This window comes from Caulobacter sp. 602-1 (assembly GCF_003931565.1).
Taxonomy (GTDB): domain Bacteria; phylum Pseudomonadota; class Alphaproteobacteria; order Caulobacterales; family Caulobacteraceae; genus Caulobacter.
In genome coordinates this window covers 1-23,658 of the sequence record NZ_RRYI01000002.1, presented here as the reverse complement: position 1 = coordinate 23,658, position 23,658 = coordinate 1, and the positions used below count along the sequence as shown (strand labels likewise).

General features: G+C 68.9%; 15 protein-coding genes and 1 pseudogene. 11 read left to right on the top strand and 5 right to left on the bottom strand.

The window, feature by feature from the left end; translation table 11 throughout:
- Positions 1-116: 116 nt before the first annotated feature.
- From EIK80_RS04880 to EIK80_RS04855, 6 genes are all read left to right on the top strand, one after another.
- Entirely contained in the window at positions 117-2,063 is a 1,947-nt protein-coding gene (locus EIK80_RS04880) for a PAS domain-containing hybrid sensor histidine kinase/response regulator (protein WP_125155872.1), read from the top strand.
- 61 nt (positions 2,064-2,124) lie between these two features.
- On the top strand, positions 2,125-2,637 hold the full coding sequence (locus EIK80_RS04875; RefSeq protein WP_125155871.1) for a glycine cleavage system protein R: 513 nt from the start codon (positions 2,125-2,127) through the stop codon (positions 2,635-2,637).
- A 98-nt stretch (positions 2,638-2,735) separates the two neighbouring features.
- Positions 2,736-4,139, top strand: coding sequence for an MBOAT family protein (locus EIK80_RS04870; protein WP_125155870.1), 1,404 nt, complete (start codon positions 2,736-2,738; stop codon positions 4,137-4,139).
- Positions 4,140-4,142: 3 nt separating this feature from the next.
- Positions 4,143-5,321, top strand: coding sequence for a hypothetical protein (locus EIK80_RS04865; protein WP_125155869.1), 1,179 nt, complete (start codon positions 4,143-4,145; stop codon positions 5,319-5,321).
- A 153-nt stretch (positions 5,322-5,474) separates the two neighbouring features.
- Positions 5,475-6,701, top strand: a complete 1,227-nt coding sequence (locus EIK80_RS04860) for a TetR/AcrR family transcriptional regulator (protein ID WP_125155868.1) — start codon at positions 5,475-5,477, stop codon at positions 6,699-6,701.
- Between the two features lie 97 nt (positions 6,702-6,798).
- The gene (locus tag EIK80_RS04855) at positions 6,799-7,914 is read left to right on the top strand and encodes a hypothetical protein (RefSeq protein WP_125155867.1); all 1,116 of its coding nucleotides are present in this window, start codon (positions 6,799-6,801) and stop codon (positions 7,912-7,914) included.
- 125 nt (positions 7,915-8,039) lie between these two features.
- Here EIK80_RS04855 and EIK80_RS04850 read toward each other — a convergent pair whose 3' ends face one another.
- Positions 8,040-9,551, bottom strand: coding sequence for a nitrilase-related carbon-nitrogen hydrolase (locus EIK80_RS04850; RefSeq protein WP_125155866.1), 1,512 nt, complete (start codon positions 9,549-9,551; stop codon positions 8,040-8,042).
- Between the two features lie 75 nt (positions 9,552-9,626).
- Between EIK80_RS04850 and EIK80_RS04845 the strand changes: the two genes are divergently transcribed.
- A complete protein-coding gene (locus EIK80_RS04845) occupies positions 9,627-9,983 on the top strand; it encodes a MerR family transcriptional regulator (protein WP_125155865.1) in 357 nt (118 codons plus the stop codon).
- A gap of 138 nt (positions 9,984-10,121) precedes the next feature.
- On the opposite strand, the gene EIK80_RS04840 is transcribed toward EIK80_RS04845, so the two are convergent.
- Positions 10,122-11,792 (bottom strand): M20/M25/M40 family metallo-hydrolase, encoded by a 1,671-nt coding sequence (locus tag EIK80_RS04840; RefSeq protein WP_125155864.1) that lies wholly within the window; start codon positions 11,790-11,792, stop codon positions 10,122-10,124.
- A gap of 125 nt (positions 11,793-11,917) precedes the next feature.
- Positions 11,918-14,984: pseudogene (locus tag EIK80_RS04835) on the bottom strand (TonB-dependent receptor).
- 476 nt (positions 14,985-15,460) lie between these two features.
- On the opposite strand from EIK80_RS04835, the gene EIK80_RS04830 reads away from it, so the two are divergent.
- The 4 genes from EIK80_RS04830 to EIK80_RS04815 are packed head-to-tail and all read left to right on the top strand — an operon-like array spanning position 15,461 to position 21,653.
- Positions 15,461-16,951 carry an efflux transporter outer membrane subunit gene (locus EIK80_RS04830; RefSeq protein WP_125155863.1) on the top strand — a complete coding sequence of 497 codons (1,491 nt, stop codon included), beginning with the start codon at positions 15,461-15,463 and terminating at the stop codon, positions 16,949-16,951.
- Positions 16,909-18,018: an efflux RND transporter periplasmic adaptor subunit gene (locus tag EIK80_RS04825; protein ID WP_125155862.1), complete on the top strand. Its 1,110-nt coding sequence runs from the start codon at positions 16,909-16,911 to the stop codon at positions 18,016-18,018. Before EIK80_RS04830 ends, EIK80_RS04825 begins: the two co-directional genes overlap by 43 nt.
- Positions 18,018-21,158, top strand: coding sequence for an efflux RND transporter permease subunit (locus tag EIK80_RS04820; RefSeq protein ID WP_125155861.1), 3,141 nt, complete (start codon positions 18,018-18,020; stop codon positions 21,156-21,158). Before EIK80_RS04825 ends, EIK80_RS04820 begins: the two co-directional genes overlap by 1 nt.
- A gap of 15 nt (positions 21,159-21,173) precedes the next feature.
- Positions 21,174-21,653 carry a GNAT family N-acetyltransferase gene (locus tag EIK80_RS04815; protein WP_125155860.1) on the top strand — a complete coding sequence of 160 codons (480 nt, stop codon included), beginning with the start codon at positions 21,174-21,176 and terminating at the stop codon, positions 21,651-21,653.
- Positions 21,654-21,684: 31 nt separating this feature from the next.
- Here EIK80_RS04815 and EIK80_RS04810 read toward each other — a convergent pair whose 3' ends face one another.
- Both EIK80_RS04810 and EIK80_RS04805 read right to left on the bottom strand, forming a co-directional pair.
- Positions 21,685-22,662, bottom strand: a complete 978-nt coding sequence (locus EIK80_RS04810) for a sensor histidine kinase (protein ID WP_370450192.1) — start codon at positions 22,660-22,662, stop codon at positions 21,685-21,687.
- Between the two features lie 165 nt (positions 22,663-22,827).
- A partial coding sequence (locus EIK80_RS04805; protein ID WP_125155858.1) for an elongation factor Tu occupies positions 22,828-23,658 on the bottom strand: 831 nt, incomplete at its 5' end.

The following is a 23,658-nucleotide window of genomic DNA, read 5'->3' as shown; positions in this document are numbered from 1 at the left end:
CGACCTGCTCTGGTCGTGTTTGCGTACCGTTGGATCGAAATCGAAGACGGGGCTTTTTGCCGCAACGTAAACTTTACCCGATCCTGCGAGTATCGATTGAAAACGAGGAAATGGGGATGGGCAAGGTCTTGGACGCCGATGCGGCCTCCAGAATTGAAGCCGCGGCCGCCGACTGGTTCTTCCAGAGCAGTCTCGACATGTTCGTCGTCCTGGACGACCGGGCGATCGCGCGCGTCAACCCCGCCTGGGTGCAGCTGACGGGCTGGTCGCCCGGCGAATCGGTCGGCCGGCACATGCACGACTTCTTCCACCTGCATGACAGACCAGTCATAGAGGATATCGGGCGGGCGCTGGAGGCGCGCGGCCAGGCGTCGGGCGAGCATCGCCTGGCCCGCAAGGGCGGCGGCTGGCTCTGGGTGCGCTCGAAGTCCAAGGTGCTGGAAGGCGGCGGCCTGATGATCGTCTTCCAGGACTTCAGCGAGGACCGCGCCCGCGAGATCGCCCGCCAACAGGCCGAGCGCTCCAACGAGCTGCTGCGCACCGCCGCCGGCGTCTATGTCTGGCGCTTCAACCCCCGCAAGGGCGTCTATGCCTTCGATCAGGACATCCCCACGCCCAACTCGCCGCAGGGCGGGGTGCGGACCATGACGGTGGACGAGATGACGCTGTCGATCCACGCCGATGATCGCATGAGGGTCTGGGACGCGTTCTCGCGCACCCTGCGCGGCGGCGAACATGTCGAGATCGACTACCGCTACCTGGATCCTGCGACCAACAGCTGGACGCACATGCACTGCGCCTGGCGCGGGGTGCGCGGGTCCAGCCCCGACGCGTTCGACGTGATCGGCATCAGCCAGAACGTCACCGAGCTGGTCGAGGCCCGCGACGCGGCCCTGGGCGCGGCCGAGGCCAAGAGCCAGTTCCTGGCCAATATGAGCCACGAGATCCGCACGCCGATGAACGGCGTGCTGGGCGTGCTGCACCTTCTGAAGAACGAGGCGCTGACCGACGACGGCCGCCGCCTGCTGAACGAGGCGCTGGATTGCGGCGAGATGCTGTCGGAGCTCCTGAACGACATCATCGATTTCTCGAAGATCGAGGCCGGGAAGCTCGAACTGAGTTCCGAGCCGGTCGATCCGGCCGAGCTGCTGGCCGGCGTCGCCGACATGCTGCGGCCGCAGGCGGAGGCGAAGGGCCTCTATCTTCGTGTCGAGGCCCCCGCCAAGGGAGGCGAGAGCGACCTGGGCTGGGCGGCCACCGACCCGCTGCGCCTGCGTCAGGCCCTGTTCAACCTGCTGGGCAACGCCGTGAAGTTCACCCTGGAGGGCGGCGTCGTGGCCCGCCTCTCCGGCAAGCGTACGGATGGAAAGCTCCGCCTGCGCTTCGAGATCGCCGACACCGGCGTCGGCATCGACGAGGAGGCCGGCAAAAGCCTGTTCGAGCGCTTCCGTCAGGGCGACGGCTCGACCACCCGCCGCTTCGGCGGATCGGGCCTGGGCCTGTCGATCTGTCGGCGCCTGGCCGAGATGATGGGCGGCGAGGTCGGGTTCACCAGCGAACACGGCAAGGGTTCGATCTTCTGGCTGGAGGTCGAGGCCGACGCCTGCGCCGCGCCGCATCTCGGACATGGGGCGGCCCGCCTCAACGAACCCGACACGCCGCTGTTCGACGGCCTGCGCGTGTTGCTGGTCGAAGACAACGCCACCAACCGCCTGATCGCCGGCCGCATGCTGGAGGCGCTGGGCGCCCAGGTCAGCTCCGCCGAGGACGGCGTCCAGGGCGTCGCCGCGGCCCGCGCGGGTTTCGACCTGATCCTGATGGACATCCAGATGCCGGTCATGGACGGGATCGAGGCCACCCAGCGCATCCGCGCGCTGCCCGCTCCCGCGGGCTCCGCGCCGATCCTGGCCATGACCGCCAACGCCCTGGCTCACCAGCAGGCCAGCTATCTGGCGGCTGGCATGGACGGGGCGATCGCCAAGCCGCTGTCGCCGCGCGCCTTGACCCAGGCCATCGTCCAGGCCCTGACCGTCCAGCCGTCGACCGCGCGGAAGGCCTCCTGATCGGGATTGCCGTCGCGGGCGCGATGCGCTTGGTTGCGGGCCAACTTTCCCGGAGGCGCCGATGGCCCTTTTGATCCTGAGCGTCGTCGGCAGCGACCGGCCCGGCCTGACGCAAGCCATCGCCAGCGCGGTGCTGTCGGCCGGCGGCAACTGGCTGGAAAGCCACCTCAGCCAGTTGGGCGGCCTCTATGTCGGCTCCGTGCTGGTGGAGGCCGACGACGCCGACGCCTTGCGCGCCGCCGTCAGCGCGGTCGACGCCCAGGGGCTGGACGTGCGGATCGCGCCGGCGGTCGAGACATCCGGTCCGGAAGGCCTGGCCGTCGCCTTCAGCCTGGTCGGCCAGGACCAACCCGGCATCGTCCATCAGGTGACGGCCGCGCTCGCTGACCTCAACGCCAATATCGAGGCCTTCGACACCCATATGAGCGTCGAGCCCCACTCGGGCGCGCCGCTGTTCCATCTGGACGCCCGCCTGCGCCTGCCGCCCGCCCTGAACGCCGAAGCGGTGAAGACGGCGCTGGAGAACATCTCGGCCGAGATCATGGTCGACATCTCGCTGACCCCGGCCGAGTGAACGCCCGACGGGCCAGCCCTACCGGGCCTCTGTTCAAAGCGCCGCCGCGCCGCTAACCCTCGGCCGGAGGTCGAGCAAGCGCGACACCCTGGGGGACCATGCTCTTTTCGTCGCCGCTGTTCCTGTTCTTCGCCCTGCCACCGGCGCTGCTGCTGTATTTCATCGCGCCCAAGGCCCTGAAGAACGCCGTCCTGCTGATCGCCAGCCTGCTGTTCTACGCCTGGGGCGAGCCGGTCGCGGTGTTCGTGGTGCTGGCCTCGGCGCTGCTGGACTATGGCCTCGGCCCCCTCCTCACCCGGCCCGGGCCGGAAGGGAGCCGCTGGCTGGCGCTGGGCGTGTCGGCCAACATCCTGCTGCTGTTCGTCTACAAGTACGCCGACTTCCTGATCGACACGCTGCAGCCGCCGCTCTCGTCCCTCGGCGCGCCGCCTCTCCCCCATCTGAACCTGGCCCTGCCGCTGGGCGTGTCCTTCATCGTCTTCGAGAAGATCACCTACCTCGTGGACCTGCGCCGGGGCGAGAGCCAGCGGGCGAAGACCCTGCGCGACTACCTGCTGTTCGTGTTCTTCTTCCCCAAGGTCCTGGCCGGGCCGATCATCAAGTATCACGAGATCGACGGCCCCTTACGCGATCGCAAGGCCGACTGGGACGACCGGATCTGGGGCTTTCTGCGCTTTCTGTGGGGTCTGGCGCGGAAGGTGCTGATCGCCGATGTCTGCGGCCAGGTCGCCGACCGCGCCTTCGATCCGGCCAACGGCCCCATCGGCTTCGCCGGGGCCTGGATCGGCGTGCTGGCCTTCACCGTCCAGATCTATTTCGACTTCGCCGGCTATTCGGACATGGCGCTGGGCCTGGCGCGGATGTTCGGCTTCCGCCTGCGCGAGAACTTCGCCCACCCCTATGGCGCGACCAGCGTCACCGAGTTCTGGAAGCGCTGGCACATCTCGCTGACCACCTGGATCCGCAGCTATCTCTACATCCCGCTGGGCGGCAACCGGCTGGGTCCGGCGCGGACCTATCTGAACCTGTGGCTCTGCTTCCTGCTGTCGGGCCTGTGGCACGGCGCGGCCTGGACCTTCGTGCTGTGGGGCGCCTGGCACGGGGCGTTCATGGTGCTGGACCGCCAGACCTGGTGGAAGTGGACCGAGCGCCTGCCCTCGCCGCTGCGCGTCGCCGGCGCCCTGGTGCTGGTCATGATCGGCTGGGCGATCTTCCGCAGCCACGGCCTTCCCCAGCTCTCGGAAGTGCTGGGCGCGATGGTCCGGCCGGGTCTCGACGGCCAGTTCCTGGCGGTGCGCAGCCACGAGGCGACGGCCATGGCGATTGGCCTGCTCGGCGCCCTGGTCGCCGCGGCGCCCCAAGTCCGGATCCTGACCGAGCGCGCCGCCGCGCTTCCCGCCGCCCGCGCCGCCGCCTCGCTGGCCATCGTCGCGCTGGGCCTGCTGGCCATCGCCAAGGCGGTGACGACGACCTTCAACCCGTTCCTCTATTTCCGGTTCTAGGCCATGCGCGCGCTGCTCACCTGGACGCCCCGGATTCTGGCCCTGGCCGTGCTGCTGGGCCTGGGCGCGATCGGCGCCTCGGCGCTGAAAGAGCATCCCGCAGACACCACGCTGCTGGGTATGCGGATTCCGCCGGAAAAGGTCGCCCTGTCGCCCGCCGCCCTGTGGCGTGGCGAGTACCAGAAGGCCGCCGAGGCGCGCGCCGCCGCGGCGCTGCCGGCCCGCCCGGCCATCGTTCGCGCCTACAACCAGGCGCAATGGGACGCCTTCGGGACCTCGTCCATGGCCTCGGGCTCGATCATCCGGGGCCGCAAGGGCGCTCTGTTCGAGGAGAGCTATATCGAGGCCCATTGCGGCCTCAAGCTGAAGGTCGACATCGCGGCCATGCCCGATTACGCCCGCCGCCTGCGGCGCGCGCAGGACTGGTTCGAGGCGCGCGGCCAGAAGTTCGTCTACGTCCTGGCCCCGATCAAGACGACCTGGTTCCCGGACCTCGTGCCGTCCAGCTACCCCTGCGCGGCCAGGCGCGACAGCGTCTATCCCGCCGCCCGCGGCGCCCTGACCGCCGCCGGGATCCACTGGGTCGACGGCCGTGCGACGCTGGAGGCCCAACGCGGCAAGCTCGGCTACGAGATGTTCCCCCGCAACGGCATTCACTGGAACCAGCTGGGCGTCGCCCTGGCCGCCCGCGCCTTCGTCAGCGAGTTGAACCGCCAGGGGCTCGAAACGCCGGCGCTGGACTGGGACCTTGCCCAGGCGCCGGACGAGACCGGCCTGGACCGCGACCTTTCCAGCCTGCTGAACCTTCGAAAGCCGCCCACGGGCTGGAAGGCTCCGGCCGTCACCGCCCACCCCGTCGGACCGCCCGGCTCGGGCGTGTTCACCCTCGCCGCCGTCAACGACAGCTTCTTCGATCCGTTGGCCCTGTTCCTGACCCAGGCGCGCCTGGCCGGCCGCGCCCGCAACTACGGCTATCTGACGCTCGCCCCCATCGAGTACCGCGACGGCGGCGCCTATCCCCTGACCGCCACGCCGAAAAGCGCGCTCAAGGACCTGATGGCCGCCGACGTGGTGGTGCTGGAGCAGGTCGAGAGCCAGACCGGCGGCGCGGTCGGCCGCCAATTCCTCGACCTGGTCGAAACCCAGATGGCGGCGGAGGCGCGTCAAAAGCGGGCGTCCTGAAACATTCCTGACAAACCCTGACGCTAGGTGAGCGCCAAATTGTCCCTCGACGGACGGAGCGCCCTTTAAGCCGGCCCTCCACACGCCTAGATTGGACCGGATAGTCCAGCGCCAGGCGCGGCCGCCGAAGGTAGCGGACTTGGGGATTTTGTTATGGACGACGGTCGGGTCGCTGGGGCGGCCACAGCGCGCTACGCCCGCAAGAAGGAGACCATCCTGGCGGCGGCCACGGCGATCCTGAACCGCCAGGGCGTGCGCGGCATGACCCTGGCCGATGTCGCCAACCAGGTCGGCCTCAACACCACCAGCGTCACCTACTACTACCGCAAGAAGGACGACCTGGCCGCCGCCTGCTTCATGCGCGGCCTGGAGCGGTTCGAGGCCATGGTCGAGGAGGCCGCCGCCGAGGCCACGCCCGCCGCCCGCATCCTGAAGTTCCTCGACCTCTATCTCGACCTCAACCGCCGGGTTCGCCTGGGCGAGGCCACGCCCCTGACCAGCTTCGCCGAGATCAAGGCGCTGAAGGAGCCCCTGCGCGGCTCGGTGGTCGGCGCGTTCAACGATCTGTTCCGCCGGGTGCGGAACTTCTTCGACGACCCATCCCTGGCCCATCTGGACAAGCGCCAGCGCACGGCCCGCACGCACCTCTTGATGGAGCAGGTGTTCTGGTCGGGCCGCTGGCTGCGCCGCTACGACGTCGACGACTATGGCCGCGTGCGCGACCGCATGGGCGACATCCTGCTGAACGGCCTGCCCGCCGCCGGCCACCACTGGGCCCCGCGCGCCCTGCCCGACCCCACGCCGGTGTCGCCCGAAGGCCTGGAGTGGCGCGAGACCTTCCTGGTGGCCGCCACCCGCCTGATCAACCAGCGCGGCTATCGCGGCGCCTCGGTCGAGGACATCTCCGCGGCGCTGAACGTGACCAAGGGCTCGTTTTACCACCACCACGACGACAAGGACGCCCTGGTCGCCGAGTGCTTCGAGCGCACCTTCACTGTCACCCGCCGCTCGCAGCTCGACGCCCGCGACCTGCCGACGGACAACTGGACGCGGCTGGTCTCGACCGCCGCCGGCCTGACCAGCTACCAGCTGTCGGAGCACGGGCCGCTGCTGCGCGCCTCGTCGCTGGGCGCCCTGCCCGACACCCTGCGCCACGACATGGCCGACGGCTATATGCGCGGCTGGCAGCGCTTCGCCTCGATCATCTCCGACGGCATCGCCGACGGCTCGATCCGCCCGATCGACCCCAGCATCGCCGCCCACATGATCAACTCGATGCTGAACGCCGCCGCCAGTCTGGGCGCCTGGACGCCAGGCCTGGAGAAGGAAGAGGCGGCCGACCTGTTCGCCAAACCGCTGCTGACCGGGGTGTTGAACTAGCCGCCACCCAAAGGTTGCGACCTATTAACCATAGTCTCGCCTCCCCCCGCTGACGGCTGTACCCTGACGCGACTGAGTCGCTTCGAGTCCCGCCGCCATGACGACGATCAATCCGTATTCGTCGACCTACGCGCCCGGCCTGACCGCCGGCCAGACCGCCGCGCAACGCGCGAGCCAGGCCGCCGCCAACGGCGCGACCCGCGACCAGAGCCCGACGATCAACACGCCGGCGGTGAACGTCACGCTCTCGGCCGCCGCCCAGGCCGCGCTGAAGGCCCAGACCGACTCCCGCGCCATCGAGACGGTGGTCTCCGACGCCCGAAGCCAGATCGCGGGCTTGCTGAAGGCGGCCGGAACCAAGAACGCCCTGAACAACGGCGACGCGACCATCGACCTCTCCGGCATGGACCGCCGAAGCCTTTACGCCGTGGCCAGCAACCAGGGCGGCCAGTTCCCGATGGACCAGCAGGTGGTCGCAGCCCTGGCCCTGAAGGACCAGCACGACATCGCCCTGGCAAGCCCCGCCGCCCAGGCGCGACTGACCGGCGACTATGCCAGTCTCTACCAGGCCGCCCTCGACCAGATGGACGCCGCCGGGCCCGAGGAAAAGGCCTCCACCGCCTGGACCACCGAACGCGCCGCCCTGGTCGAAGGCCGCAAGCAGGCCATCGCCCGTCCCGGCCTGGCCCCCGCCGGCATCCAGAACGACAGCGTCGCCGCCTACATGAAGGAAACCGGCAGCGTCGTCGCCGGCGCCAAGACCCGCGACTTCGGCAAGGTGGCCGGCGATGTCCGCACCGCGCTGGACAAGCAGTACGAACTGGCCGTCGCTCCTGACGCCGCCAAGGACGGCGGCAGCGGCGCGATCGACTTCCGCCGCTTCGACGACCGCTCGCTGTCGGCCGTGGCCCTGAACAAGGACGACCAGTTCTCGACCCACGAGGTCGCCCAGGCCAAGGCCGAGATCCGCCAGCGTGACAGCGACGCCATCAAGGCCAGCTACCAGTCGACCTCGGACGCGGACGGCGGCTTCGGCAAGGCGATGATCACCCGCTACGCCGGCATGAGCGCCGAGGAACGCGACGCCGCCGGCTGGACCCCGGCGGTCTACAGCAAGATGGTTGAGTTGCAGGCCGCCAGCGACAAGCTGGCGGAGATGTTCAACGCCGACGGCGAGACAGCTGGGGCGCCGAGCATGCTGGATTATCTGTAGGCGCGGCGAGAGGGGACCGCGCTTCTGGCTGCACACGCCCCATCCCCGCCGAGAAAGCCGCCGTCGCCGACTGCTGAAGAGGACGGTTAGGGGACGCACATTGGTCGAGAAGAGTGCTCCCAAACCTACGCGCGCCTGCGATGTAGAACCCCCAGGACGGTCAGCGCGAGAAGGCCGGCGACGCACATCCAGGCGAACAGGTCGCCAGCTCGACCGTAAACCGTTGGGACACTGCGGGCCGGAAGGTCGACGATCATGACGTGCCGACCACCGGACAGGGTCTCCTTCATCGCGAGCGTCCTGCCGAACGGGTCGAACGCCGCCGCTGTGCCGTTGAACACGGGGCGAATGAGCGAATAGCCGTTCTCGATTCCGCGCAGCCGCACCATCCGCATGGTGTGGGCGTAACTCACCTCGGGCCAGTCCCAGCTGGGCGTCAGCAGGATGTCGGCCTCGACGCGGGCGAGATCGGGAAAATCGCCATCGAAGCAGATCAGGCTCGCGAGCCGCCCATATGGGGTCGAGACCACGGGCACGGGGTTGTTGAACGGCGCCACCGGCTCCATGCCTGGCACGGGATGGTTCTTGCGATAGCGCCAGAGCTGGCGCCCGTCGGGGCCGAACAGGAAAACCTCGTTGCGCTCGAAGGGCACGCCGATGGCGGCATTGACGTACACGCCCTCTGATCGGGCGACCTGAGCGACGCGCGCCAGCAGCGCCCCCTTGTCGGCCTGGGTGCTGGGCGCGGCGGTTTCGGACCACGCGACAATCTTGGCGCCCGCCCGCGCCGCGCGGCGCGTATCGTCGAGCAGTTGGTCAGCGATCAGAACGTAACGGGCGCGCATCTCCGGCGTGCTCACGCGTGCGACGGCCTCAGCTGACGCAGGCAGGCTCTCGCCCGAGAGCAGGTCGCTGGCCGCGATGCGCAGGTCCCGGTCCGGGGTGATGGCCGCGATCTTCACGGTCGATGTATTTGTCGAGGGAGGGTTGAAGGCCAGACGGGCTTGGCCGGCGGCCACGATGACGGCCAGCGTCGTCAGGAACGCCACGCCCCAACGTCGCGCCGACCTCGAGTCCGGCTCCTCGAGCAAGCGGTTGGCGATGGTCGCCGCGCAGCCGATCAGGAACGCCACGGCATAGGGACCGGCGACCGAGATGACTTGCAAAAGCGCCAGCTCTTCGCCCTGGGTGATCGCGCGCATGCCGACCGCTGTACCCAGCGGGAGGACGGCGCCAATCGCGAACTCTCCGGCGACGGCGGCGACCGGGAAAAGAAGGATGCGGGCGGCTCCCGACAGTCGCACCCCAAGCGTGCGGTCGAGCGCGAAAGGCGCCGCATAGACGGTTCCCACCGTCAGGCCCAGGGCGATCGTCATGGCGTTGAAGGGCACTGCGCTGGCGACCAAATAGATGCCGATCTGCACAAGACAGACCGCGAGAACACCCAGCAACGCTAGAGCCGGCGAACTGGCGCGGCTGAAACGCAGCAAGCAGATCGGCAGGAGCCAGGCCGCTAACGGAATGTCCCAGCGGCTGCCCGCGGCGAAAACCGCGGCGGCGCATCCCGCCAGGAGCCACGCCCAGGGGGAAGTGCGAGACGACCTCAGTCGCGTGGGCTCGGCCGTGGTCCTGTTCATGGGCTTTGTTCCTGCGTTGGCGCTGCCGGAACACAGTGATAAACCTTCGACCTAGGTTTAAGGTCAAGGCCGCGAATGCGCATCGGTGAACTGGCGAAGGCGACGGGCCTTTCTGCCTCGAGAGTCCGCTTCTACGAGAAGCACGGCATCCTGCCGCCGCCGGAGCGTCGCGCTAACGGCTACCGGGACTATCCGGCCTCGGCGATCGCGATCCTGCAGTTCATCGACCAAGGGCAGGCGCTGGGCTTCACCCTGGCCGAACTCCGGGCCGCCCTCTCGACGGGCGACGAGCAGATGCCCGCGCGCGCCGACATGATCGACGGCCTAAGACGAAAACAAGCCGAACTTGAGAGCCACATCGAGACGGCGATCGCCCGACGCGCCCAGATCATCGAACTGATCGCCGAGTTGACGAGCTGCGAGCCCTCTTAAAGGGCGGTGTCCGACCCCGTATAGACGATGGGAGGGTCCGCTTTAGGGCACCCGCGACCGGGTTTGCCTGCATCGGTTTATTCCCCAAGGTCAGGGCGGGAATGACGAAAAGTCGGGTTGCCGCAAGAAGGCCGCCCCCTATCTCCGCTCCGCCGCCGTCTCGGCGCGGATGGCCTTGAACTCCGAGCCCGCCTTCCAGTCCGGCCAGTCGCGGGAATTGGCCAGGGCCTTGCCGGCTTCATAGGTCAGGGCGACGTCCTGGGCCGCGCCGCGCAGGTCCCAGTCGGGGCTCCAGGCGTCGCAGGGCTGGTGGTAGCAGCGGCTGGTGTAGTCGGCGACCCAGGCGTCGCCGGCGGCGCGGCCGCCCTTGATCAGGTCCGCCCCGCCGCCCAGCCCCATCAGCAGCAGCACCGGCACGCCCCGGCGGGCCAGAGAGAAGTGATCGGCGCGATAGAACAGCGCCCGCTCGGGCTTGGCGTCCGGGGTGATGGTCCGACCCTGCCGGGCGGCCTGGGCGGCGAGGCCGTCCTCCAGCGCGTTCTGGCCGGCCCCGACCAGCACCACGTCGCGCGCCGGCCCCACGGTCTGCAGCACGTCGAAGGTGTAGTTGGCCACCGTCTTGCCCAGCGGCGCGGTCGGGTGGTTGGCGTAGTATTCCGAGCCCAGCAGGCCGCGCTCCTCGGCGGTCCAGGCAGCGAACAGGATCGAGCGCTCAGGGCGCGGGCCCTGGGTGAAGGCGCGGGCCGCCTCGATCACCGCGGCCACGCCGATGGCGTCGTCGGCCGCGCCTCGGCGGATCGTATTTCCCTGCGCATCCGGCGCACCGACGCCATAGGCGTCCCAGTGGGCGGCGTAGACCACGGTCTCGTCCGGATGCCTGGCGCCCGGCAGACGGGCCAGGACGTTGGCGCTGTCCATCGCCTGGTGGCTGACGGCGTAGTCGGCCGAGAGGCTGGCGCCGGTCAGGGCCACCGGCTTGAAGGCGGCGGTGCGGGCCGAACGTTTCAGGGTTTCGAAATCCAGGCCCGAGCGCCTGAACAGATCGACCGCCACGTCGCGCTGGATCCAGCCCTGCATCAGCAGCTTATCCTTGGCGGGATCGGGGCGGACGATGTCGTAGCCTTCGCCGTTCGAGGCCTTGACGGTCGTCCAGCCATAGCCGGCCCCGAGGCTCTCGTGGACGATCAGCGCGCCGATCGCCCCGCGCCGCACGGCCTCCTCGTACTTGTAGGTCCAGCGGGCGTAGTAGGTGGCCGCCGAGCCGCCGAACTTCCCCGCGACGGGTTCGCCCGGCGCGGCCTCCAGGTCCGGATCGCCGATCAGGAAGACGGCGATCTTGCCCTTCAGGTCGACACCCTTGAAGTCGTCCCACGCCCGCTCGGGCGCGGCGACGCCATAGCCGACGAAGACCAGCGGGGCCTTGTCGATCTTGACCTTGTCGACCGGGCGCAGGGTCATGACCTGCGACTGCTCGCCCTGGTTCAGGGTCAGGGGTCCGGCCTTGGTCGCCACCGTCAGGGTCGCCGGACCATCGATCCGCGTACGGACCAGCGCCACCTTCTGCGTCCAGCCGCCATTGTCGCCGGCGGGCTCCAGCCCCAGCGCCTTGAACTGGCGGGAGATGTACTCGATCGTCGGCGTCTCGCCCTCACCGCCGGGCGCGCGGCCCGCGAAGCGGTCGGAGGCCAGCTCCCGCGTGATGTCCGACAGCCGCGCCGGATCGATCGGCCCACTATCCTGGGCGGCCGCCGCGCTGGCGGACGCGAGGATCAGGCCCGAGGCCAGGGCGAGGAGAGCGGCTTTGGACATGGACGGACCTTCGATCGACGGGAGACGATTGGTAGCCCGATCGCGGCCCCTCCCACAAGAAATCGGCGCGCCTCCTCCTCCGGAAGCGCGCCGCAGTCACCCACATGCTCGAGGGCGTTCGGGACCTAGAACTTCTTGCGGACGCCCACCTTGTAGGTGCGGCCCAGCGGGTCGCCGGTGAACGGGTCGTAGCCCAGGTCGAGACGGGCGTAGGACGGGTCCTTGTCGAACAGGTTGGTGATCGCCAGGGTCGCCGTCGTGTCCCAGGGCAGGAAGACTCGGTAGGCCAGATCCGTCAGGACCTGCTTCTTGATCGTCTTGCCGGCGCTGACCGTGACGCCCGCGCCCGTGGTGTCCTTGTAGGCGTTGGTCGCGAACGGCGCGGTGCGCTGGTCGGTGTAGGAACCGATGTAGTGCACCGACAGGCGCAGGTTATGCGGGCCCCGGTTCCATTCGGCGAACACATCGCCCTTCCACTTCGGGATGGGCACGACCGTGGTCTGGTAGTTCAGCAGGCCCACCGCGTCGAAGGCCTTTTCGACCGTGATGCCCTCCACCACCGTCGCGCCGACCTTGTACTTCTGGATGTAGGTGGCGTTGCCGCCGAGGGTGACGTCACCGCCGACGACTTCCCTGAACCGGTACTCGGCCGAGAAGTCGAAGCCGGCGTTCTTCACCGGCGCGCCGTTGATATAAGCGGTGCGCAGACGGGCGATGCTGGTGGTCGGGGTCCCGCAGGCGCCGTTGAAGGTGAAGCGCGAGACCAGGCCCGCATAGGCCGGGTTGGCGCAGTTGTTCGCGCCGGCCGCGCCGTTCGGATAGAGCGAGGCGACCATGCCCGCCACCGGCTCGGCGACGATCGGGTTTTTGAAGTCGAAGTAGAAGTAGTCGATGCTGGCCTTGAAATCGCCGGCGTTGAACAGCGTGCCGAAGTTGTAGGTCTTGGCCTTCTCCGGCTTCAGGTTCGGGTTGCCGAAGATGTCGACGGCGCGGAACACGCCCAGGATGCCCTGCAGCGAGGTCACCGAGGTGGTGGTGGTCAGGGGATCCGGCGGACCGCGGAAAGTCGAGCCGGCCGAGGCGCGGAACGCCAGCCAAGACATGGCCTGCCAGCGCAGCGAGGCCTTGGGGTTGAAGGTCGAGCCGATGCCGTTGCCGTACTTCTCGTAGCGGGCCGCGAACTGGGCCTGGAAGTCGTCGGTGATCGGCACGGAAAGCTCGCCGAACCCGGCCATCACGTCGCTCTGGTTATCGGCCTCGTTGCCAACGCCCAGGAACATGAAGGGGCCGTTGCGGGCCGAGCCGGTGCAGGTGGTCACCCCGAAATCGGGGGTGTTCACGCACGGATTGATCGCGGCGTTGCTGATGTCGTTGTAGTCGGCCTTGAAGTAGCTGCGGCGGTACTGGACGCCGGCGGCCCAGGCGACGTCGCCGCCCGCCAGGGTGATGCTGGTCTTTCCGTTCAGCACCGCCTCGCCGACGAACAGGCGCGAGGACTGCTTGGTCGACAGCTTCTTGAAGAACCAGTCGACCAGATCCTTGTTGTTCTGAAGCGTCGCATTGTAGCCGGGATTGGCTGCGCCGGTGATCACGTTGGACGGGATCGCGCTGGCGAAGGGGTTGTAATACATGCAGCCGCCGACGCCCGGCGTGCCCTGGATGCCCGGGGTGGTGGGGTTGCTGTCGCAGAGCGGGCCGCCCAGCCCCTGCAAGGCCAGCGCGAAGCGGTTGACCAGGGTGTCATAGCCGGTGCGGATGCCGACTTCCTGCGAGTAGGTCAGGGCGATGTCCCAGCCGATGCCGTTCTCGAACTCGCCCGACAGATCGCCCGAGACTCGGAAGGCGTCGAAGGAGCGCGAGCCGATCGAGGGGCCGTAGCCGAACTTCGGATTGCCGCCGATGCCGAACGGCCGGTTGGCCACGTTCAACGCTCCGCCGGCGAAGATCGCCCCCGGCGCTGTGGTGACCGCGCCCGTCGCCAGGCTGGTCAGTTGCACCGTCGGATTGGCGGCGATGAAGGCCGCGAGCCCCGGATTGCTCGCCGGCACGAAGTAGCGGCCGGTCAGGGCCGCGATCGGCGCCACTTCCGCCGTCGGCACGGCGAGCGCCGCATAGGACGGCGAGGTGTTCCATTCGGGCACGTCGGTGTGGGCGTACAGCACCTCGGCGTGGAACTTGGTCTTGGCCGACAGGTCGGTATTGACCTCGGCATAGGCCTGAACCGCGTTGGACTTTTCCACGACGTTGTCGAACGGCGTGTAGTGCCAGTAGCAGACCGGCGTCAGGCCGCTGAAGCCGGCGAAGCCGCCCAGGCTCGAGCAGCCCGGATCGCGCATGCCGCTGGAGGTGCTGGCCAGGGGAATGAAGGTCGAGGGATTGCCCGCCGCCGACCAGCCCGCCTCGGGATTGCTGAGGTAGGACCTGTTGGCCCAGTCGCGGTCGGCGACCGACAGCTTCGAGCGGTGCTGCCAGCCCACGCTGGCCAGGACGTTGCCATTGTCCCAGGTCTTGCCCCAGGTCAGGCTGCCGCCGTAGTCGCCCTTCGAGCCGCTGATGTGGCGGTAGTCGGCGGCCGCTTCCAGGCCGTTGAAGTTCTTCTTGGTGATGAAGTTGACCACGCCGGCGATGGCGTCGGAACCGTAGGTCGCAGCCGCGCCGTCCTTCAGCACTTCCAGGCGGCCGATCGCGGCGGCGGGAATGATGTTGGTGTCGACGATACCCGCCCCGGCCTGGCCGAACGGGTTGATCGCCAGGCGGCGGCCGTTCAGCAGCACCAGGGTGCGCTGCGAGCCCAGGCCGCGCAGGTTGACCGAGCCCGAGCCCTCCGAGCCCTGGGCTCGGCTATCGAACTGGTTGGTGTCGCCCAGCACCCCGTTGGAGATCGACAGGGCCTTCAGCAGCTCGACCGTCGAGGGCGAGCCGCGCTTCTGAAGTTCTTCGGCGCTAACCACGTCGACCGGCAGGGCGGCGTCCTCGGGCGTCCCGCGGATGAACGAGCCGGTGACGACGACCTCCTCGACCTCGGTAGGCGCGTCGTTGGGTTTCTGCTGGGCCGCCGCCGCGCCCGCCATGCCGCCGGATACGGCGATGGCCAGGGCGAGGCAGGAACCTCCGCGCAGGAAGCTGGTTCGTCTCATGGTTTCCCTCCCTCGATTGTTCTTTGACGGGCCGATCGTCTGCGCGAGGCCCTATTGGGGTAGTTGGGGGTCGTTCAGCTTGGCGGCGGCCTCCCGCATTCGGCGTAGGCGCCCACACGCGCGCCGAAACCGGCGCACCGTGAAGAGCGTTCCTTTTCGAAACTTGGCGATGCGCCTTCTGGAGTCGACAAGCCTTGGTTCCCCCGGGGCCGGACGCTTGAAAAGCCACGCGTACTGCGACGATTCAGTAACCGTCGCGGATGCCGAAAATGAGATCGAACATCTGTTTCGATGATGCGGTATGTTTTCTCCCCGCGTCAACCGCCCGCGACACGGGACCGCCCCGGCGCGTCGACACGCCGCACCAGCCCTGGGTATGGGCGCGTGAGGGGCGAGGGATGCGTGCGCCGCAACATAAGCTTCGCTAAAGCGTTGGGCTGGGGCTTTCCCATTGGCGTTGGGGCGCCTAAGTGGAAAACCATTGGTCGCCAAGTCCCGCCCGCCAGGCGAGAACAACCGGATTCGAACTCTATGCGTTTCGCCAAGACCGGCGCTTCCAGGCGTCCAGGCCGGCCTTTCATCCTGTTCGTCTCGACAGCCGTGCTCGTCGGCGCGGGTCTGTCGGCCTGCACCACGCCCGCGCGCCAAGTCGACGTGAAACTGCCGACCGTCTTCGAAGCGCCTGCGGGCTCGCCGCTGGCGTCTCAAACGCTGGATCAATGGTGGACCGCCTTCAACGATCCGGTCTTGAACGATCTGATCACGACGGCCCTGGCTCAGGCCCCCGACGCGCGTCTGGCCGCCGCCCGGCTGGAAGAGGCTCGCGCCGTGCGCGAAGGCCAGATCCGCCAGATCTACATCCCGCAGACGCCGCTGACCGGCTCGGCCAAGCGCACCGACACCCACATCATCGACCAGAGCGGCGCCGGCGGCTTCACCCAGGGCGGGGTCAGCAAGACCTATTCGGCCAATTTCGACGTCTCCTGGGAGCTGGACCTGATCGGCCGTCGCAGCGCCGCGCGCCGCGTGGTCGACAACGATCTGGCCGCCGCCCGCTTCGCCTACGAAGGCGCCCGCGCCGCCTTGGCGGCCAATGTCGCCCAATCCTATTTCGAGGCGCGCGGCTACGCCGTGCAACTGGAGGACGCCCGCGCCAACGCCGCCATCGCCGAGAACCTATTCAAGGTCGCCGACGAGAAGGGCCGCCGGGGCCTTTCAGCCACCTCCGAAGGCGACCGCACGGCCGCCGACCTCGCCCAGGCCCAGGCCCAGGTCGCCCAACTGGAAGCCCAGCTGCAGGCCTCGCGCCGCAGCCTGCTGATCCTGGTCGGCAAGGGCGTCGACCCGCTGGCCAGCCTGCCGGTAGAGCCGATCCTGGCCAAGGCGCCGCCGGTCCCCGCCGCCGCGCCGGCCGAGCTGCTGGCCCGCCGCCCCGACATCCGCGAGGCCGCCGCTCGCCTGGCCTCGGCCTCGGGCAATCTGAACATCAGCGAGCTGGCCCTGTTCCCGACCCTGACCCTGACGCCGGGCGTCGGGATCTCCAAGGCGATCAACCCCAGCTTCCTGCAGGCCGGCTCGTCGGTCTCGACCACCAGCTCGGCCTGGACCCTGGGCGCCAACCTCTCGATCCCGGTGCTGAACATCCCCAAGCTGATGTCCGACATCAAGGTCAGCGGCGCCCAGGTGGAGCAGGCCGCCGTGACCTACGAACAGACCGTCCAGAAGGCCTTCGGCGAGACCGAGAGCGCCCTGGTGCAACAGGACGCCGACGAGCGTCGCGTCACTCTGCTGGCCGCCGGCGAACGCCGCGCCGCCGTGGCCTACGAGGCCAGCCGCAAGGGCTACGCCATGGGCCTGATCGACCTGACCACGGCGCTGCAGGCCGAGCAGTCCTGGCGCGGCGCCCGCACGGCCCTGACCGGGGCCCAGACCCAGGCGCTGCAACGCGCCGTCCAGACCTACAAGGCGCTCGGCGGCGGTTGGTCGCCCTCGAACGTCCCCAGCAAGCCTTCCGCGCAATGAGACCCGCCCCGATGACGACCCGTTACCTGATCGCCACCGCCCTGGTCTGCAGCGCCGTGGCCCTCACCGCCTGTGGCGGGAAGAAGGACAAGGAAGCCCCCGCCAAGACCGCCGCCGCCCAGGCGCGCACGGTCAGCATCGGCAGCGTCGAGACCCGGCCGCTGGGCGGCGGGGTCGAGGCCTCGGGCCTGCTGGTCTCGCGCGAGGAGGCCGCCGTCGGCTCGGAATTGACCGGCTACCGCGTCGCGCGCCTCTATGCCGACGAGGGCGACTGGGTCCGCGCCGCCCAGCCTCTGGTCCAGCTGGACGACACCCTCTTGCGGGCCCAGGTCGAGCAGCAGGCCGCCGTCACCGCCCAGGCCCAGGCCGAAGCGGCTCGGGTGTCCGGCCTAGACGGCCAGGGGGTCCTGTCCCAGGAGCAGATCGAGACCCGCCGCTACCAGGCCAAGGCCCAGGAAGCGGCGCTGAAGGAGCTGCGCACCCGCGCCGCGCGCATGACCATCACCTCGCCGGTCAGCGGCCGGGTGCTGTCGCGCGGCGTGCAGCCCGGCCAGATCGCCGGTGGCGGTACGACGCCCTGGTTCACCATCGCCCGCGACGGCCTGGTCGAGCTGGACGCCGAGGTCAACGAGGCCGACCTGGCCGGCATCCGCGAAGGCCTGGCCGCCCAGGTGTCCCTGCCCGGCGGCCAGTCGATCCCGGGCGTCGTGCGCCTGATCAGCCCGCGCGTCGATAGCGGGAGCCGCTTGGGCAAGGTGCGCGTGCGCCTGCCCGTGCGCCCCGACCTGCGCCCCGGCGGCTTCGGCCGCGCCACGTTCGGCGCCTCGGGCGCGGTGGTGACCGCCATTCCGGAATCGGCCATCCGCTATGAGGCCGACGGCCTGTTCGTGATGACCGTCGACAGCGACAACCGCGCCCACCAGACCGCCGTGAAGATCGGTCGGAAGGGCGGCGGCTGGGCTCAGCTGGTCCAGGGGCCGTCCGCCGGGACGCGCATCGTCCTGGGCGGCGCGTCCTTCGTCAGCGACGGCGACGTGGTGCGCCCGAACCCGCAGGCGGCCCGCTGATGGCTAGCGAACAGAAGCCTCCCGAACACAAGACCGGCGAACTTCGGGTCTCCGCCTGGGCGATCAAGAACCCGATCCCTGTGGCGGTGGTTTTCATCGCCCTGATGATCGCCGGCATCGGCTGCTATCTGGGCCTGCCCATCAAGCAGTTCCCGAACGTCGAGTTTCCCGCCGTGACCGTGACGGTCACCCAGAGCGGGGCCGCGCCCGGCGAGATGGAGACCCAGGTCACCCGCCCGATCGAGGACGCGGTGGCCAGCATCTCCAACGTCAAGACCATCCGCTCGTCGGTGGTCCAGGGCGCCTCGACCACGACGATCGAGTTCAATCTCGGCGAGGACCTGCAGAAGGTCACCGACGAGGTCCGCTCCAAGGTCGACCAGACCCGCGCCGTCCTGCCCAGGGAGGTCGACGAGCCGATCGTCCAGCGGCTCGAGATCACCAGCGCCCCGATCATCACCTACGCCGTCTCCGCGCCGAACATGAGCGCGACCGAGCTGTCGTGGTTCATCGACGACACCGTCACCCGCGCCCTGCAGGGCGAGAAGGGCGTGGCCCAGGTGGCCCGCGTCGGCGGCGTCGATCGCGAGATCAACGTCATCCTCGACCCGGACCGCATGGCCAGCTTCGGCGTGACGGCGCCGCAGCTGAACCAGGCCCTGGCCAGCTTCAGCGTCGACGCCCCCGGCGGTCGCGCCACCGTCGGCGGTCGCGAGCAGACCCTGCGCGTGCTGGGCGCGGCCACCACGGTCGAGCAACTGCGCCAGATCACCATCCCGATCGGCGGCGGTCGCTACGTCAAGCTCACCGACGTGGCCCAGGTGGGCCAGGGCGCGGAAGAGCAGCGCGGCTTCGCCCGCCTGGACGGCCGCCCCGTCGTCGCCTTCCAGGTGATGAAGACCCGCGATTCCAGCGATGTCGCCGTCGAAGACAACGTCAAGAAGGCCATCGACGGCCTTCAAGCCAAGCAGGCCGGCGTGTCGTTCGTGAAGATCTTCTCGACGGTCGACGAGACCCGGGCCAGCTTCGCGGCCACCGAACACACCCTGCTGGAAGGCATGCTGCTGGCCTCGCTGGTGGTGTTCCTGTTCCTGCGCGAGTGGCGGGCCACCCTGATCACCGCCATCGCCATGCCGGTGTCGCTGGTGCCCACCTTCGCCTTCATGGCGATCATGGGCTTCTCGCTGAACGTCGTGACCCTGCTGGCCCTGACCCTGGTCATCGGCATCCTGGTCGACGACGCCGTGGTCGAGATCGAGAACATCGAAAAGCGCGTCGCCCGGGGGCAGAGGCCCTACCAGGCCGCCATCGAGGGGGCCGACGCCATCGGCCTGGCGGTCGTGGCCACCACCTTCACCATCGTGGCGGTGTTCGTGCCGGTGTCCTACATGCCGGGCACGCCCGGCCAGTTCTTCAAGGAATTCGGCCTGACGGTCGCCGTGGCCGTGCTGTTCTCGCTGGTCGTGGCGCGTCTGCTGACCCCACTGCTGGCCGCCTATTTCCTGAAGCCCGCCAAGCACCCGCACCCGCGCAAAGAGTTCAAGGGCTTCTATCGCGGCGTGCTGGACTGGTCGCTGGACCACCGGATCCTGGCCTGCGCCATCGGCGGGGTGATCTTCATCGGCTCGATCATGCTGGCGGGCCTGCTGCCCACGGCGTTCCAGCCGGCGGCCAACAACAACTACTATTACCTGAAGGTCCAGGGGCCACCCGGCGCGACCGTGGCCGACATGGAGCGCACGGTGCAGTCGGTGACGACCCTTTTCCGCAAGCGCCCGGAAGTGGCCCACGTCTTCGCCCAGGTCGGCTCGAATATCGGCAGCGGCTGGGGCGGCCAGAGCGGCGCCGACATCCGCGACGCCACCATCACCATCGTGTTGAACGGCGATCGCAAACAGACCGTCACCGAGATCAAGCAGGAGGTCCGCAGGAGCCTGCACGACATTCCCGACGCCCGGGTGAACCTGCTGGGCGACTGGGGGACGTCGGAGGTCCAGACCATCCTGATCTCCGAGGACGGCCCGCTGCTGGAACGCACGGCCGCCCAGATCGAACGCGAGATGCAGAAGCTCTCGACCGTCGCCGATCCGCGTCCGTCGTCGCCGCCGAGCGGTCCGGAAATCCTGATCCGGCCCAAGGCCGACGAAGCCGCGCGCCTCGGCGTCAGCTCGGCCGACATCGCCGCCATCGCCCGCGTGGCCACGGTCGGCGACATCGACGCCAACGTCGCCAAGATGACCCAGGGCGAGCGGCGGATCCCGATCCGCGTGCGCCTGCCGGCCGACAGCCGCCGCGACCTGGACGCCCTGGGCGCGCTGCGCGTCCCGACCGCCAGCGGCGGCACCACCCGGCTCGACACCGTGGCCGACCTGTCGTTCCAGGCCGGTCCGGCCAAGATCGACCGCTTCGCCCGCAAGCGACAGGTGACCATCGAGGCCGACCTCAACAACGGCGCTCAGCTAGGCCAGGCGATGACCGACGTCGCCAAGCTGCCGACCATGAAGAGCCTGCCCGCCGGCGTCGGCCCGGCCTCGGCCGGCGACCAGGAGGCCTTCGTCGAGCTGTTCACCGGCTTCGCGGTGGCGCTACTGTCGGCCGTCGGCCTGGTGTTCGGCGTGCTGGTGCTGCTGTTCCGCAGCTTCTTCAAGCCGATCACCATCCTGTCGGCCCTGCCCCTGGCGATCGGCGGCGCGTTCTTCGCCCTGCTGATCACCGGCCAGTCTCTGTCGATGCCGTCGCTGATCGGCTTTCTGATGCTGATGGGCCTGGCGGCCAAGAACTCGATCCTGCTGGTCGAGTACGCCATCGAACAAGAGCGCGATGGCATGACCCAGCGCGAGGCCATTCTCGACGCCTGCCACGAGCGGGCTCGCCCGATCGTCATGACCACCCTGGCCATGATGGCCGGCATGCTGCCGACCGCGCTGGGCATCGGCACCGGCTCGGAGTTCCGCCAGCCCATGGCCGTGGCCGTGATCGGCGGCCTGATCACCTCGACCGTGCTGTCGCTGGTGCTGGTGCCGGTGGTCTACGAGATCGTCGACGACATCGAGATGTGGCTGAGGCCGAAGCTGGCCCGCGTAGTCACGCCGCGCGAGGCGCAAGGCGGCGGCCGGGCGGCCAGGACGGATCACCCGTAGGTCGGGCGCTCTGGAATGCTGGTGATCCGCCCCTTCCGCCCCGGCGACGAGGACGCCGTCATCGGGGTGATCCTGCCGATCCAGCGCGAGGAGTTCGGCGTCGCCATAACGGCCGCCGATCAGCCGGACCTGGCCGACATCGAGACCTGGTACCAGACGGGTGCGGGCCAGTTCTGGCTCGCTGAACTGGACGGCCAGACGGTCGGCACCATCGCGCTGAAGGATATTGGCGAGGGCGCGCTCGCCCTGCGCAAGATGTTCGTCAAGCCGGCCGCCAGAGGTTCCGTCGGCGCGGCCCAGGCCCTGCTGGACACCGCCCTGAGCCACGCCCGAGATCAAGGCGTCCGCGCGCTCTGGCTGGGCACGACGGACGCCTTCAAGGCCGCGCATCGGTTCTACGAGAAAAACGGGTTCGAGGTGATCGGCGCGGCGACTCTGCCGACGGCCTTCCCGCGCATGGCGGTGGATACGCGGTTCTATCGACTGGCCCTGTAGAGGTCGCCTCGCGACGCGAGCTACGCCAAGACTAGTCCCTCTTGGGCGCGTAACTCAGCCGGCACACGGTCCACGCCCCCTCGCGCGCCATCTCGAACTTGCCGTTCAGTTGCTGGGCCATGGCGCGGACGATGCGCAGGCCGAGGCTCCTGGAGTTGGCCGGATCGAAGCCGTCGGGCAGGCCGGCGCCGTCGTCGCGGACCGTCAGAACATGGGTCTCGCCGGACTGGTCGAGATCGACGCGCACCTGGCCCGCGCGGGCTTCGCCGAAGCCGTGCTCCAGCGCGTTGTTGAAGCTCTCCAGCATGACCAGGGTGACGGGCGTGGCCTGGTCGGGGTGCAGGGGCTGGTCGCCGCCCTCGATGGTCAGGACGACCTTCGCGCCGGCCGCCTGCGAGGCGTCGTTCAGGACAGCCTCGGCGAAGGTCCGGAAGGGCGCGGGGTCGCCCACGGCGTTGTGCAGCTCCCGCTGGATGCTGGCGATCAGGGCGATCCGGCCGCCAGCCTCGTTGAGGGCGTGGCGAGCGTCCTCGTCGGCGACGCCGGCGGACTGCAGCCGCAGCAGCGAGCCCACGACCTGGATGTTGTTGCTGACCCGGTGGTGCAGCTCGCGATACAGCAGATCCCGGCTGTCGGCCAAGGCGGCGTAGCGCGCCCGCTCCTCCTCCAGCTGACGCAACGCCCGACGCATGCCGTCGATGAAGAAGATGTCGATCACCACCACGAAGGCGTAGAACGCCAGGGCCACGCTGGTCGGAAAGGTGACGTCGAACGTGCGGTAGGGCGGGATGAAATAGTACCAGGCCGCCGCGCCCGACAGGACCGCGCACAGGATCGCCGGCCGCAGGCCCGCGAAATAGGCGGTGATGACCACGGCCGGGAAGAAGGTCAGATAGGGAAAGCCGGGCGGGAACCAGTCGTTCAGCATCAGGCGCAGCGCCCAGGCCGCCAGGGTCGCGAGGACCGCGAACCCATAGCCGGCGAGCTTGCCGCGAATGAACGCTCCCATCGCCAGGCCCCCTCTGCTGATGAACCCGGATGCGGCAAAGCTCGCGGCGCGTCAAGCGACGACCCGACATAGGGGCGCATCGCCCTGGCGCACAGCAAAAGGCCCCGGAGATCGCTCTCCGGGGCCTTCGCTTAGATCAGTTCAGCTGACGCTGAGATCGATCGACTACTCGATGATCTTGGCGACGACGCCGGCGCCGACCGTGCGGCCGCCTTCGCGGATGGCGAAGCGCAGGCCTTGGTCCATGGCGATCGGGGTGATCAGCTCGACGTCCAGCTCGGCGTTGTCGCCCGGCATGATCATTTCCACGCCTTCCTTCAGCTTGATGATGCCGGTGACATCGGTCGTGCGGAAGTAGAATTGCGGACGGTAGTTGGTGAAGAACGGGGTGTGACGGCCGCCTTCTTCCTTGTTCAGGATGTAGGCCTCGGCCACGAACTTGGTGTGCGGGGTGATCGAGCCCGGCTTGCAGAGCACTTGGCCGCGCTCGACGTCTTCACGCTTGGTGCCGCGCAGCAGCACGCCCACGTTGTCGCCGGCTTGACCTTGGTCCAGCAGCTTGCGGAACATTTCGACGCCCGTGCAGGTCGTCTTCTGGACCGGACGGATGCCGACGATCTCGACTTCCTCGCCGACCTTCACGACGCCCTTTTCGATACGGCCCGTGACCACGGTGCCGCGGCCCGAGATCGAGAACACGTCTTCGACCGGCATCAGGAACGGCAGGTCAACCGGACGTTCCGGTTGCGGGATGTAGGCGTCGACCTGGGTCATCAGTTCGTTGATGCGGTCTTCGCCGATGGCCGGATCACGGCCTTCGACGGCGGCCAGGGCCGAACCCTTGACGATCGGGATGTCGTCGCCCGGGAACTGGTAGCTGCTGAGCAGCTCGCGCACTTCCATTTCGACGAGCTCCAGCAGCTCTTCGTCGTCGACCATGTCGACCTTGTTCATGAACACGACCAGGGCCGGCACGCCGACCTGACGGGCCAGCAG

Bases quoted from the DNA above. Each gene is read 5' to 3' on its own strand.
- EIK80_RS04875 (WP_125155871.1), top strand. From the start codon at position 2,125: ATGGCCCTTTTGATCCTGAGCGTCGTCGGCAGCGACCGGCCCGGCCTG.
- EIK80_RS04865 (WP_125155869.1), top strand. From the start codon at position 4,143: ATGCGCGCGCTGCTCACCTGGACGCCCCGGATTCTGGCCCTGGCCGTG.
- EIK80_RS04840 (WP_125155864.1), bottom strand. From the start codon at position 11,792: ATGTCCAAAGCCGCTCTCCTCGCCCTGGCCTCGGGCCTGATCCTCGCG.
- EIK80_RS04815 (WP_125155860.1), top strand. From the start codon at position 21,174: ATGCTGGTGATCCGCCCCTTCCGCCCCGGCGACGAGGACGCCGTCATC.
- EIK80_RS04850 (WP_125155866.1), bottom strand. From the start codon at position 9,551: ATGAACAGGACCACGGCCGAGCCCACGCGACTGAGGTCGTCTCGCACT.
- EIK80_RS04810 (WP_370450192.1), bottom strand. From the start codon at position 22,662: ATGGGAGCGTTCATTCGCGGCAAGCTCGCCGGCTATGGGTTCGCGGTC.
- EIK80_RS04870 (WP_125155870.1), top strand. From the start codon at position 2,736: ATGCTCTTTTCGTCGCCGCTGTTCCTGTTCTTCGCCCTGCCACCGGCG.
- EIK80_RS04830 (WP_125155863.1), top strand. From the start codon at position 15,461: ATGCGTTTCGCCAAGACCGGCGCTTCCAGGCGTCCAGGCCGGCCTTTC.
- EIK80_RS04845 (WP_125155865.1), top strand. From the start codon at position 9,627: ATGCGCATCGGTGAACTGGCGAAGGCGACGGGCCTTTCTGCCTCGAGA.
- EIK80_RS04860 (WP_125155868.1), top strand. From the start codon at position 5,475: ATGGACGACGGTCGGGTCGCTGGGGCGGCCACAGCGCGCTACGCCCGC.
- EIK80_RS04855 (WP_125155867.1), top strand. From the start codon at position 6,799: ATGACGACGATCAATCCGTATTCGTCGACCTACGCGCCCGGCCTGACC.
- EIK80_RS04820 (WP_125155861.1), top strand. From the start codon at position 18,018: ATGGCTAGCGAACAGAAGCCTCCCGAACACAAGACCGGCGAACTTCGG.
- EIK80_RS04880 (WP_125155872.1), top strand. From the start codon at position 117: ATGGGCAAGGTCTTGGACGCCGATGCGGCCTCCAGAATTGAAGCCGCG.